Origin of the sequence: Niallia circulans, from assembly GCF_003726095.1 — a bacterium.
GTDB lineage: Bacteria > Bacillota > Bacilli > Bacillales > Cytobacillaceae > Niallia > Niallia circulans_A.
Genome location: NZ_CP026031.1, coordinates 900,463 through 913,980, shown reverse-complemented (window position 1 = coordinate 913,980; position 13,518 = coordinate 900,463). Strand labels below are relative to the sequence as shown.

Here is a 13,518-nt window from a genome sequence, read left to right as displayed (position 1 = left end):
TATCAAGTAAGTGTCACTACCTTACTTTTTAGGGAAATGCTTTACTATAGCTTATAAAATTAGCGCCATGGTAATTAGAAGCAAATAAATGCTCCTACAATAATCAATAGGATAAACAATACAACAATTAAAACAAAGTCATTCTTTGGACAATCTGGTGCGCAATAACCGTAGGCGGGTGCTGTAAAAGCTGGTGCTGTATAGGTAGGGAAAGATGGCGCACTCGGAAAAAATTCAGGTGATACATTCGGCTGAGGTGCAGCATTTGCACCAAAAGTTGGAGGTGCATTTACGTTTGCGTACATTTTCATTCATCCTTTCTTTGAGTAAGGCTATCCCTACATCATACTCTCAAAAATGAAAATGGAGCCCGTCTATTGAAAAATGGGTATGTACCCAGCAGCCACCATGCAGAATAAAAACAAATTATCCTTTGTACATATATCCAAGCTGCACTAGATAGTTCTGATACCTTAGAGTTGAAATAGAACTGCGGTTATGATGAACAACAGGTAGTTGTAGTTTGAACGTAGTGCTTCTTGTCTGTCCCTGGGTCAATCTGGATAAATGGGTAAATGATGGTCTCGTTACCAAACTTGACAGAAAGGCAGATCGATTACTTGCTGGTATTCTTATTTCATTAAGATTTTGAATAATTTCCTGATCAGTTCTTATGGAAAAGCCATGTCCGAAAAATCTCCCATCATCCAGAAGTATGGCATTTAGCCCTCTAAACCATGGTGCCGCCAAGTCAAAATCGGGATTTTCAAAGTAGACAATGTCACCAGGCAAAAAACTATTGGAATTGAACGTAACAAGGCCGAGGTCTGTGTCAACATGCCAGCTGTATAGATAAAGATTTCGAAAATGAGTATCGAATGTACGTTTTCCGATCGTCTGTAGTGTAGCATGGTAAATGATAATAACAGCAGCAGTTGCACATTCAAATGCATACAGCGAACTGTTCGAATAAATATCCATAATGGCATCAGAAGGCATCACATCCGGTCTCAGTAAGAACCCCCCAGCCGAAGTTAGTTGCCAGTAAGCAGGGTTGCACCGAGATTGCTCGAAAACAGTAAACTGTGCCTGTGTTTCATTCATTGCTCTTGCACTATTAATGATATTTTTGCGCATTGTCAATTCGAACTGCAATTCCACTAAAGAAGAATAAGAATAGATGTTATGATCATCTTGCATGTACTGCAAAATACTTCTTTCGATTTGATCCAATGGCCAATTTTCTTGAAGCTGAAAGGTTGTTCCTGCTATTTGTATCATTTGCTCCTCCATTCACTACTTTTTCTTGCTGGGTATAATTTAAGATATTCTCCTTTCCTCTTAAAAATGTACTTAATTCTCATTGGCTAGTTGAAGCAAATAACTGCCAGCTATATTTCTTCCCTATTTTTTTGCTGTTAGCAATCTCAAAGTATAAATAGCAATATATGATTAAACAAAACAAAGGGCAATGCTTGGAAGCATCGCCCTAAAAAAATTATTTAAAAACATGTAAACGAAACAATTCTCCTTGTATCAATACCAAAAATCATCCAAAATCTACCGTTCCATCTAAAACCAGCTACAGATCTTGGTCCTGTGAAAACTGGGAAGAACCAAAAGCCATCTCCATTACTTAGCCATATAAAAGTATTTCGAAACATACATAATCTAATAGCACCTGGATCAATCGCAAATGGTGAAGCCATTGCTTGCTGCGGAATAAATGGTGGAGGAGGTGCTGTTGGAGCTTGTGAAGGTTGTAATCCAGGGATACCTGATGGACCTCCAAACCCAGGAATACCTCCTGGGCCTCCAAATCCAGGTCCTGGGATACTAGGAGTTCCAATAGGTCCTGGCGGCGCTGTTGGGAATAGAAAATTCAGTCTCTCTGTTTGTTGATAGGCATTCGTAGTAGGATATACTTCTTGATTATACATACAAACATAACCACCTTATTTTTTATCAATGTCTAAAGTATTGTATGTTTTCCTGATTTTTAGGTAGCTTATCCGTTGTATAAATGACTGCCCATTTTCTTCACTTACTAGTTTGGCAGCTTATAATAGGGGGTATATTTATATTTTCCTCTATAAAAAAAGCCAAAAATATGCAAATAACATGCATGTTTTCAGCTTATTTGTAAATATTCATCCTCTATAAACACTTTCACAAGTTCCGGCCTTTGGTTCATAAAAACAATGTTGTTTAAATTGACCAGTAAATGGCTGATCATACCATGTGGTTGGACATGGACCAGATGGATTAAAGTACCATAAAGCAAATTTTGCTGGATGATCTCTCCAGTATTTCACATTTTGAAGCGCTAACCGTCTTTCTGATTCTCTTGCTCTTTGATAAAAGACATTTCCTTTTTGAACGGCTTCAAAAGAGTAATTACCTCCTTGAACATGAAAAATGACTTGTTCAACGGTCCGTAAATCTTTAAAATCTAAACAATCTCCAACAACACGGTTAACAATCACATTTCCGACATAGAGCATTCCTTGGTTTCCTTCACCTTCCGCTTCTGCTCTCATCATTCTTGCCATTAAATCAATATCTGCATCCCTGTATGCTATTCTTGCCATTTTTTCACCTCCAAAATATTTTATGAGAAAACAATACTTTATAGACCTTGATAAGTAAATATCGGCTTCCCCTATTAGCTGGGAAAGGTTTCTGTAGGTCACAGTTATAATGTACTGTTTTTTATTTCTTTTTATTGCCTGACACACCCCCTCTTAAAGTTGATTTTTTCAACTAAGAATAGGTCATGTCTAACTGATTTTATATCTTTACTGTTTATGCTTGATTTTTTTCCAACTATACATTATATTTTATTTAGTAATTGATCAATCACTAAATAAAAGGATGGGAATTTATTGAAAGAAAAACAAAATAGAAGTAATCGCCGAGATGAAATTTTATCTGCTGCCATCGAAGTGTTTGCACAAGAAGGATATTATCGGGCAACAACAATGAAGGTTGCTAATAAAGCGGAGATTTCTCAGCCTTATATATTCCGTTTTTTTTCTTCAAAAGAACTATTACTAGAAGAAGCTTTAAAATTATCATGGTCTAGAATTCAAGCTGCTTTTACACAAGTTATTCAAGCTGCTTCTGCAGAAAATCTAGAAAAGGAACTTATTCAGGCTTATGAAGGAATTATGAGGAATTATGAAAATGAAATCTTGCTACAAATGCAGGCTCAAACAATAAGAGAAACTAATATAGTTACACTTATGCAAGAGGAGTTTTTAAAGGTACATTCTATCGTATATACGGCCTTTCAAACAGCTGGTGTCTCTAACCCCTCTGAAAAAACTTTATTATTTTTAGCCCGTGGAATGTTGTGTAACATATCACTAGCTTTAAATTTGCCAAAATTAATGGAAATAGACGACTAACTATCGTCTATTTTATTAAAATTTAGTTATTGATCAATCACTAAATAAAATAGAGAGGCTGGAACTTATTATGAAAAATGTTATTGTATTAGGTGCAACTGGCGGTACTGGAGCTGCCATTACAGAGGAATTACTAAATAGAGGAATTAAAACAATAGCTTTTGGTAGATCGATGGAAAAACTTCGTAGCTTAAAAGAAAAATTGAGTAATAGCAATTTATTGACATTGAAAGCAGGAAATGCCTTTGACTATAACAGTATTTATGAGGCTGCTAAAGATGTTGACGTAATTTTTCAATGTGCAGCTGTTCCATATGAGGAAATGCATCGTTCTCAAATTCCTTTAGGAGAAGGTGTCATGACTGCTGCAAATAAACTTAGCAAAAAAATCGTATTTATTGATGGAATATATCCCTATGGAAAAGCAATAACCCCGTTAGTCGATGAGGAACATCCAAAAAATCCCCATACAAAGAAGGGGAAAATTAAACTTGAATTAGAAAAACTAATTTTCAGTAATGAGTGGACAAAGGCCGAACCAATGATTATTAGACTTCCAGATTATTATGGACCTACAGCAAATTTCAACTCCTATTTGGGGATGACGTTGGTAAATATAGCAAAAGGAAAAATATCTGCTTATATTGGTTCTCTTTCTATTCCAAGGGAGTATGTATATCTACCCGATGCAGCAAAAATGATTATAGAACTTGCTATGAATAATGATGCATATGGTCAAAACTGGAATATCCCAGGAAAGATTATAACCGGAAAAAGACTCATCCAGATAGCCCAATCTTCAGCAGGAAAATCAGCTCCGGTAATCCCCTTAACAAGATACATGTTAAAACTGATTGGAATATTCAGCCCCGTCATGAAAGAGATGGTTGAAATGTCTTATTTAACAGAAACTCCTGTTTACTTAGATGGCAGCAAGTATCAAAAGACAATTGGTTCCTTAATCCAAACTTCATTTGAAGTAGGTTTAGCCGAAACAATTCGCTCCATTCAAAAAGACACGCAGTGAGCTAAATAATATATTCAGATATTGAGAGATTAGGACATAATTATTTTAGCTTCTAAATTATTTCAACGAAAGACTAAAGAAGGATTCTCATAATCTTTCAGATTTTTCAAGGCGGTTTCAAGAAAGTTTATTTCTAATACCAACAGCGTGAATACACTTATCTTACTACTAAATCAATGCTAAACCCTCGTGTAGTTCACGCTGTTGCCCTGATACCAATAGGAATCTTGTCTTCAAGATGCTTTATTTTTTTGAACTAATTAATTTTATGAACGATTTTTCATCTTTACAATTTGGCTATTTCGTTCTGCAATATAAGCCCCGGCTTTATCCTTTATTCCAAATGCTTTCGCTTCCTCTTCCAGTGCCTTTAATTTTTTGTAGTAATCAGGGAACTCATTAAGATGAGTTAATACAATCTTTCCAGTAATAATAGGCCGATCAGCCGTAACGTAGAAAATAGCAGTAAATCAATAACTAATAGAAAAAATCATCAGCCTTCATTAAAATCTAAATTAATTGGCTCTAGTGGTAAAGTATCTCGTATCAGCATATTAGTCGATGGCACAGAAAGATTTACTTCTTCAAATTTAAAACCATCAGCCCATACTTTACCTGTTCCTGTTAGCAAGACTCCGAAGTGGATCGATTTACTTTCTTTCGGAACATCTAAAACTATCGTATAAAAGTTCCAATCTGTTGTACCTTCTATCGGCCGATCGTCCATATTATCAAATTGGATTACATCGCTTAAAGCATTATCTACTCGACACCAAACTCCACACCTTCTAACTTCTTCTGTCTTTATAAAGCAAGACATTTTAATACGTTTTCCTTTCCAATTATCTGCAGAAAAACTTTGCATCATTGTTCCAAATTGCCCTTCTCCTATATCTGCTTTTGAAATTAACAAGCCTGATTTCGTACCTGTATGAAATACTTGTTCATCTGTTCTCATTTCATATAATGCTGGGTTTGAACCGCTTAAATTCCATCCTTTAATTATTGTATGATCACTCATCACTTTTTCCTCCATTCCTTGAAGTATTCGCATTACTCTGCGGTATTTTCCTGGCGGCATTGTATATAGCTCTTTAAAAGAACGTGTGAAAGCTTCTTGTGACTGAAAATGTAATTTAAACGCAATGTCAATTAGTGAATCATCTGAATATAATAATTGCATTGCTGCAGTTGCCAGTCTTCGTTTTCGAATATATTCACTTATCGTCAATCCAGTTTCCTCTTTAAAGATCCTTGATAAATGAAATTTTGAATAACCGATTTTTGATGCATAATCCTCTAAATGCCAATCTTCTAACAAATAGTCTTCTAGAAAACAAATTACATCTTGAGCTACTTTGCGATACACCTTACTCACCTCACTTATAATATTAGAGGATAGCCGATTATATTTTTTGATATTATTTGCTAGCTTTATTATGTTTTAATCCGGTAGAGATTTTCTCTTGTGGATAAGTTGGTTTACAATTAAACGATTGTTCCTATTATACCGGTTTCAAGTCGAATAAGAAAAAGAGAACAAGTAACTGTAAGGTTCTTGGGAGTAATATTCCAACCAAATAAAAAAAGAACAATTATACGAAGAATTTTCGCATAACTGTTCGGTTATTTTATTTTAAGAAAGAAAGCTGGTGATAATCCCTGCAGATTGGATACACTTCGCTTTTATAGGTTTTAAAGTTTTAAGACACGGTCTCCCTTCACCTGCAGGCTCTAAAAAAGCTTCCAATGAATCCATGTGTATTCTGTCTGCTCCATTTTTCCTAATAACAATGTTTAAAGGTTGGAAAAATATAGGAATATCGAAACGAATTTGTTTCACTACTAAATTAGAGTTTGTTTTCTTTACCCATTATCCATTTTGTTTTCCACCCTCTTCTATTGAAATCCACTATTATTATCTCTTTATGGAACATAAACCTTTTAATTGTATGTACTAAACCATTTGCGCAATTGATTAATATGAGCTTGATGATATCTGTTATGATCTGCCAGATGCCAAATTCCCCATTGAATAGTTGCATCGTTTCCATCCTCATATTCCACTGTTTGAAGTAAATCTTTATCCGTTAACTGGCAGCATAAAGATTTAAGCAATGATAAAACATAATCATATTCGTTTAGAAGTTCATCTAATGAAATATCTGTAACTTGCGGTAATTGATTATTTTTATCTAACATTGGTCCATATCTATCTTCAAGTTCTTTGGGAATTAGCTTTCCTCTTATTCGGTAGACCCAATTTAAGTCAACATACATTAAATGTCTCAGTAATTGCGCCGTACTATTGTCATTTTTACTAGGACCTTTGTATTCTAGCTCCTCTTGATCCATACCAGCCACAATCGATTTGAGTCTTTGATAATTATTTTCTACCATGGAATATAGCATTCCGACAATTGGATCCATTTGCGAATCGCCCTTTAAATCTAATAGCATATTAATTCCCCTCTCTTATTTAACAATACTTTCCTTCATTATAACTTAATAAAAAAATCCTATAAAACTATGAGTCCGTTTAGTTTCATAGGAAGGCCAGACTTCGTTTAAAGTCTGGCTTAAGGAATTTAATATTAAACGACTACTTTATTTTGATTTTCTCTTTCTTCTATTTCTTTTGCCATTTTTGCTTGTACTTCTGAATTAATACCATAAAATTTAAACGCAATAATGGCGATAATATAGCCGAGAATTGGTGCCAAGAAATAAAGATAAGTAATCATATTTAAAGCCTCTGTAGATTGTTGCTGACCTGCCACATACCCAGCAGCACCAAGTAGGGCACCAGCAAGTATTCCGCCAAGTGCAGCAGCTAACTTATTTGTGAACAGCATCATAGAGTGAATTGTTGCTGATCCGTTTATACCTGTTTTCCATTTTCCATAATCAACACAATCTGCGATCATAATCCAGGGAAGAACACCAGATAATGGTCCAAGAACTTTTACTAGAACAGAGAGTGTAAAAATTTCCGCTATGTTTTCGTATGAAGAGAATAACAAAATTGCTAAAGGCAAAATAGTAATTAAACAAGAAACGATAAAAACTTTTTTCTTACCAAATTTATTAACGAACCACGGTATAGATAGAAATGCTGGAATGGATAATAATGTCCCCCAAATAAATAATTGCGAGTATAAGTCTTCTCTTCCCAAATTATATTGCCAATAATAAATAGCGGTTTGGGAATTTATAATTTGGGCAGTCATATTGGCAAACCCAGCTATTAATAAAGCCAGCAAGGGGCCATTTTTAGAAATTATTTTTAGCTGTTCCTTAAGCGGTGGATGTCCATCATGTGAATTTGCGGCTTTTTCTTTATTAACTTCTAAATTGTCTGCATTTTTAGAACCAACTGCACAGAACCAATAGGAAGCAATCGTTAATACAGAGAAAGCTAGCGTTGTAAAGAACCAGCCTCTTTCCCCACTGCCAAAGAAAGCAACTACTGGCAATGCTGCCCCAGAAATTAATAATGTTCCAAAGCTTCCCATAAGCTGTTTAGCAGTAACAATTACTGTACGCTGGCTTGGGTCTTGACTCAATATTGGGGTTAAGGCATGATATGGAATATTAACTAGTGAAGAAACTAACGAATATCCAACATATACAGCTATTGCATAAATAATTTTATTGGACGGACTTAAATCTGGAGCACTAAATAAAAGTAAAGTCATAGCAGCCAATAGTGGAGAACCAAACATTAACCAAGGCCGGTATGTTCCCCACTTGCTTCTTGTTCTGTCTACAATCATCCCAATAAACGGATCTAATATTGCATCAATTATCCTAACCAGCAAAAACACAGAACCTACTGCCAATGGTGATATTTTAAATACATCTGTGTAAAAATACATTAAAAAAGATGTCGTTAATGTGAATAAAAGATTCGAACCAAATCCGCCAAGTGAATAGAAGAATATATCACTTTTTTGGGCACGTGTTTTCGTATTCATCTGTTTTCCCTCCGAAAAAATTATAGGATAAAATATAGAAGCGCTTTCACAATTATTTTAAGAAGATGAAGGCAACAAGAATTGCCCCCATCTTCTATCAGCTTATAAACTCTCTTTCTTTACTAACAAAGAAATGATATAAAGCTCCATAAAGGTTTGCATCATTCCGGAAATGACAGGCAACAATATTAGGCTTAGCCATATGCATTGGATTTGCCTGCTTAATCTCCTCCACGGCCCACTTAATTCGTTCCAATAAAATGGGCTGTACACTAACACCCCCTCCTATAGCAAAAATTTCCGGATCTAGAATATATTGAAGATTAAGAATTTGGCCTGCAATATGCATGCAAAATTCTTCAAAGATTGCTATTGCATCTCCATCGCCTTGGTTAATAAAGTTAAATACAGCTTCGCCATCTGTTACGTCACCAAGCTGCTTTACTTCAGCCACTCTGCGGACCATTAATGCACTTGATCCTAAAGCCCCCATAAAGCTTGTTTCTCTCGTAATTGGATTTAAGCTGCTCATAACATAACTGATTTCTCCTGCTGATAAATTCACGCCGCGATGTAGCTTCCCATCTAAAACAATTCCTCCGCCAACACCGCTGCCAAGCACTAGTACTACAGCGTCCTTTTTCCCTTTAATGCTTCCAAGCCATAATTCAGCTAACGCAGCACATTTACCATCGTTTTCAACAGTCGTTTCTATATCATATTTACTTTCAATCATTCGTGCAAGATTGACCTCATGCAAAAACGGAAAGGAGCCCCCATAATAAATAACACCGCTATTAACATCCACAGTTCCTGGACAGCTTATGGCAATTCCTTTAATATTAGTTAAATCGTGCTCTTCAATGATAGAAAACAAAGCTTCTTTAAAATCATCTAAATTCGTTTTGATTGTAAGCCTCTTATTTTTTCTGATAATCTCTCCTGCTGAATTAAGCAAGGCATATTTACTATATGTTCCTCCAATGTCTATAACGAGATACATTGCTAACACCCTTTCTCACAGAGTTTCATTAGCTTATTCTTCCAGCTAATCCCGTAAAGTACTGAGCCATCGCCCTTTGCTCTTTCTCATAAATTGTCTCAATGAACTCATGCACCGTTTCTGTTGAAACTCCCTCAAACTCTGATTTTAATACAAATTCTTCAAACTGGTTTAATAGTGCAGAACGATTTTCTACCGCAGTAATATTCAATAATGCCCGCAACTGATTTTCGGCAGCCCTCTCCCAAGGATAATTAGGAAGAATGGTTAACTGCCCCTCTTTCCGAACAAGTTCCTTTTGTGCTATCAGCTCTTCTTCAGTCATTTGGCCACTCTCAGGTATGCCTAATCGTACAAACTGTTCTGCAGGAGCATGATTCCTCTGCATTTGTTTCGCCATTTTCTCAATAAGACTTAATTCTACCTCTAGATTCTCTATTTCTTGTGTTTGATTAGGGTCATTACCTATATCAAAGAGCTTGGAGCCAAATTGAAAAGCATTAACAAATCCCTCTCCAGCCTTTATTTTCATCAACTGGCAGTCTTTCGTAAAAGGAAATGGCTGCTGGATTTCAATATTTTGCAGCTCTTCTGGAGAAAAGGGTTGCCTCATATGTGTTGGCATTAATGTATATTCATAGAGAGGCTCATTTTTTGATGTTACAGGTGCCCGCATATATACATATCTACCATCTGTTATATTTACGTGCCCACCATGATAACCGAATAATGCTGTTTCACGGATTGGTTCATCTGTTCGAATCGTTTCACGCAGTGATTGCCCATCCATGTTCTTAGGTAATTCAACTCCAAAGAAATCTAGCAATGTAGGAGCAATATCAATTGTTTGCACGATAGATTGCCTTCTTTCACCTGTTATGCCAACTCTCGGGTCCCAAACGAATAATGGAGTATGAGCAATCTCTTCATATACTGGCATAACACTTTTCGACCACCATCCATGTTCTCCCAATAAATAGCCATGATCTGTGTTAACAATCAGCATCGTGTTTTTCCACATATCATTTTGGTCCATCAATTCGATGACTTGCCCTAAATAATGGTCACACATACTTAGCAAAGCAGCATATTCATACTTCCCATGTGCCACAACTTCATCACTTTCCTGGACATAATAATAGGGTGGCCAATCAAAATGCCTTCCATTGTATTCATGAGGGTAAAGTTCTTTATAATGTGAATAAGAGAAAAAAGGTTCATGCGGGTCAAATGTTTCGAGTTGTAAAAACCAATTATCTTCTTCCTTATTCTTTTCAATGAATTGCATGCCTAAATCAAAGGTGGTAGCCTGCGGATGATTTCGCTCTTTTTCAAAGTACGTACGGTTTATTATGTCTTGTCTATACATATTGCTGCTCACAAGTGATTGGGCTGTCTCTGTTTCGGGATACTCTGGATCCTTAACATGACCTTTCCATGGATCGCCTTCCTGCCCTCTTACTAATTCGAAGGAATTGTATCTTGTATGATAAGTTGCTCCCCCGTCCTCCCAGTAGTGCTGATGATCTGTTACTAGATGCGTATAAACACCATTTTTTTTCAATATTTCAGGCATGGAATTGTCAAAAGGTTCGATTGGTCCCCAGCTTCGGTGTAGAAAGTTATATCTGCCTGTATGTAATTCTCTTCTAGCAGGCATGCATGGTAAACTTCCTGCATAGGAATGATCAAATACAATTGTCTTTTCTCCTAACTTTTTAAAATTAGGTGCATGTGTCCAATCACATCCGTAATTTGGGAGCATATGCCTATTTAATGTATCGAACATTACCATAATGGCTCGCATAAATATTCCGCCTCCAATTCATAATATAGAAGCGCTTCCACATAATATAAAAAAATAAAATGAAAGCGTTTTTCATTACTTTTAATCTATCAAAGTTTTCATACGCTTACAATAACAATATATTTATAGGGTATAACAAACTTTTATACATGTTTGACCAAAAATTGTTTTAATGATAAATTATATGCAATAATATAGAAGCGCTTCCATTTTTTTATCCAAGCTTCTATCTATTTTAAATTTAATAAAGTGGTGAGTCTATTGAAGGTATCTATATATGATGTTGCAAATCTAGCAGGTGTGTCTATTTCCACTGTTTCTCGAGTTTTAAATAAAAGTGGCTACATAAGCAGCAAAACAGAAAAAAAAGTGATGGATGCAGTAGAAAAGCTTAATTTTACACCAAGCTCTATCGCGCGAAATCTAGCAAATAATGAAACTAAATTAATTGGACTTTATTTTCCACTTCAACCATCTTCTATCGAAGGCGCATCCAATACATATTTACTTGAATTTATTAATGGTGTTAATAGTATTTTAATTGAACAAGGGTATCATCTTTTGCTAATCAATGAAGTAGAAAATGATGAACAAATTTTAGCAAATCAAAGCTTGCCGCAGTATTACAACTTTATGAAAGAAAAGAAACTTGATGGTCTGATAATTGGAGCTACCCCCATTATATGTCAGTCTTTTCTTGAACTCCTTCACTCTAAGTTGCCTGTGGTGTATGTTGGCGAAAGAACAGTTAAGCATATCGGGCTAAATGTCTATGCACAATATAAAAAATACAACAAAGATTTATTGAATCATCTTACGCAAAATAACCATAAGCATATAGCCATTATAAGTAAAGAAGGAAAAATAATAAAAAAAATAGCTCATGAATATATGATAAAGGAACAAAGTAAAACCATTCAAATTGATACATATCATCATGAGGGAAGTCTGGAGACTTATCTACAACTATTGAAGTCGATCTTCAGTAAAGAAAGACATCCTACAGCTCTTTTATTACAAGATATATCCATCGTTCAACAAACAATAAATTACTTAAACAATATCCATTTTAAAGTACCTAATGACATATCGATAACCACCATTGAGCATCGTTATGGAGACGGCACACAATGTTTCCCAGCCATCACTAGCGTCTATGTACCAGCCTTTCAAATGGGTGTAGAATCAGCCACCCTGTTATTTAACTATCTTCAGGGCAAAATAGAATTTAATCAAGAAGTGCTTATAGAATCTATCATAACCGAACGCCAATCTGTTGTTTATCATGATGCAAACAATATCCAAAAAACTGGGGGTATTTTTTAAATGAAAGCAAATTCTTCATGCTGTTCAATAAATAGAACGAATATTAACAATAATAATCCTTTACCTACACCCATGGAGATAACAAAAAATGATAAAGAAATAAAATTCAAGGATAAAATGGTGCAAATAGCAGGTGATGAATTTTTAATGGGGACAACACAAGATGAAGGTTTTCCCTCAGACGGAGAAGGCCCCATACACAAAGTAATCGTTTCTTCTTTTTTAATAGATAAGTATTGTGTAACAAATGAAGAATTTTGGACTTTTATTGAAGAAACAGGTTATGTTACCGATGCAGAAAAATTTGGCTGGTCCTATGTCTTTTATCAATTTTTATCTCCTCTTCTTTTGCAACAAATGCCTAAAGTACCACATACTCCATGGTGGTATGGAGTAAAAGGTGCCTATTGGAAAGAACCAGAAGGTCCAGGATCTTCCATAAACGACCGTATGAATCATCCTGTTGTTCATATAAGCTGGAATGATGCTAATGCCTTTTGTAATTGGGCTGGTAAGAGACTTCCGACAGAAGCTGAGTGGGAATATGCTGCACGAGGCGGATTCGAACGTAAGAAATATCCATGGGGAAATGAATTGACACCAAATGGAGAACATTATTGCAATATATGGCAAGGGATATTCCCAAGATTGAATACCGAAGATGATGGTTATTTGGGTACAGCACCATCTCAATCATTTCCTCCTAATGGCTATGGACTTTATAATGTATCAGGGAATGTTTGGGAATGGTGTTCAGATTGGTTTACAAGTACACTTTCTGAGCGTGGTGGCCAATTAAATCCGAAAGGACCAAAAGATGGAGAAACGAAAGTAATGAAAGGTGGTTCATATCTTTGTCATGAATCGTACTGTAATCGTTATCGAGTGGCAGCTCGCACATCAAATACTCCAGACAGTTCATCTGGTCATCTTGGCTTTCGCTGTGTCGCAGATTTGAAGAAATGATA

The 13,518-nt window shown here is 35.7% G+C and carries 13 protein-coding genes and 1 pseudogene; 4 read left to right on the top strand and 10 right to left on the bottom strand.

What is annotated here, in order from left to right:
- Positions 1-74: 74 nt before the first annotated feature.
- The 4 genes and pseudogenes from C2I06_RS26005 to C2I06_RS04125 form a co-directional block, all read right to left on the bottom strand.
- A pseudogene (locus C2I06_RS26005) lies at positions 75-146 on the bottom strand (YjcZ family sporulation protein); the annotation flags it as partial.
- A gap of 280 nt (positions 147-426) precedes the next feature.
- Positions 427-1,281 (bottom strand): protein-glutamine gamma-glutamyltransferase, encoded by an 855-nt coding sequence (locus C2I06_RS04135; RefSeq protein ID WP_123257509.1) that lies wholly within the window; start codon positions 1,279-1,281, stop codon positions 427-429.
- Positions 1,282-1,502: 221 nt separating this feature from the next.
- Positions 1,503-1,940, bottom strand: coding sequence for a collagen-like protein (locus C2I06_RS04130; RefSeq protein WP_249928273.1), 438 nt, complete (start codon positions 1,938-1,940; stop codon positions 1,503-1,505).
- Positions 1,941-2,150: 210 nt separating this feature from the next.
- On the bottom strand, positions 2,151-2,591 hold the full coding sequence (locus tag C2I06_RS04125) for a cell wall hydrolase (RefSeq protein WP_123257508.1): 441 nt from the start codon (positions 2,589-2,591) through the stop codon (positions 2,151-2,153).
- A gap of 294 nt (positions 2,592-2,885) precedes the next feature.
- Between C2I06_RS04125 and C2I06_RS04120 the strand changes: the two genes are divergently transcribed.
- Positions 2,886-3,410, top strand: a complete 525-nt coding sequence (locus tag C2I06_RS04120; protein WP_095329285.1) for a TetR/AcrR family transcriptional regulator — start codon at positions 2,886-2,888, stop codon at positions 3,408-3,410.
- Between the two features lie 70 nt (positions 3,411-3,480).
- Positions 3,481-4,437 (top strand): NAD-dependent epimerase/dehydratase family protein, encoded by a 957-nt coding sequence (locus C2I06_RS04115; RefSeq protein ID WP_123257507.1) that lies wholly within the window; start codon positions 3,481-3,483, stop codon positions 4,435-4,437.
- Positions 4,438-4,703: 266 nt separating this feature from the next.
- On the opposite strand, the gene C2I06_RS25420 is transcribed toward C2I06_RS04115, so the two are convergent.
- The 6 genes from C2I06_RS25420 to C2I06_RS04085 form a co-directional block, all read right to left on the bottom strand.
- Positions 4,704-4,871 (bottom strand): DUF5661 family protein, encoded by a 168-nt coding sequence (locus C2I06_RS25420; protein WP_338134285.1) that lies wholly within the window; start codon positions 4,869-4,871, stop codon positions 4,704-4,706.
- A 59-nt stretch (positions 4,872-4,930) separates the two neighbouring features.
- Positions 4,931-5,806, bottom strand: a complete 876-nt coding sequence (locus C2I06_RS04105; RefSeq protein ID WP_123257506.1) for a helix-turn-helix transcriptional regulator — start codon at positions 5,804-5,806, stop codon at positions 4,931-4,933.
- 575 nt (positions 5,807-6,381) lie between these two features.
- Positions 6,382-6,897: a DinB family protein gene (locus C2I06_RS04100; protein WP_206427984.1), complete on the bottom strand. Its 516-nt coding sequence runs from the start codon at positions 6,895-6,897 to the stop codon at positions 6,382-6,384.
- A gap of 134 nt (positions 6,898-7,031) precedes the next feature.
- Positions 7,032-8,414, bottom strand: a complete 1,383-nt coding sequence (locus tag C2I06_RS04095; protein WP_123257505.1) for an MFS transporter — start codon at positions 8,412-8,414, stop codon at positions 7,032-7,034.
- A gap of 97 nt (positions 8,415-8,511) precedes the next feature.
- Positions 8,512-9,417, bottom strand: a complete 906-nt coding sequence (locus C2I06_RS04090; protein ID WP_123257504.1) for an ROK family protein — start codon at positions 9,415-9,417, stop codon at positions 8,512-8,514.
- A gap of 28 nt (positions 9,418-9,445) precedes the next feature.
- Complete coding sequence (locus tag C2I06_RS04085; protein WP_123257503.1) at positions 9,446-11,224, bottom strand: sulfatase; 1,779 nt, start codon at positions 11,222-11,224, stop codon at positions 9,446-9,448.
- A gap of 261 nt (positions 11,225-11,485) precedes the next feature.
- On the opposite strand from C2I06_RS04085, the gene C2I06_RS04080 reads away from it, so the two are divergent.
- Positions 11,486-12,550, top strand: a complete 1,065-nt coding sequence (locus C2I06_RS04080; protein WP_164463614.1) for a LacI family DNA-binding transcriptional regulator — start codon at positions 11,486-11,488, stop codon at positions 12,548-12,550.
- Complete coding sequence (locus C2I06_RS04075; protein ID WP_123257501.1) at positions 12,551-13,516, top strand: formylglycine-generating enzyme family protein; 966 nt, start codon at positions 12,551-12,553, stop codon at positions 13,514-13,516.
- Positions 13,517-13,518: the final 2 nt, after the last annotated feature.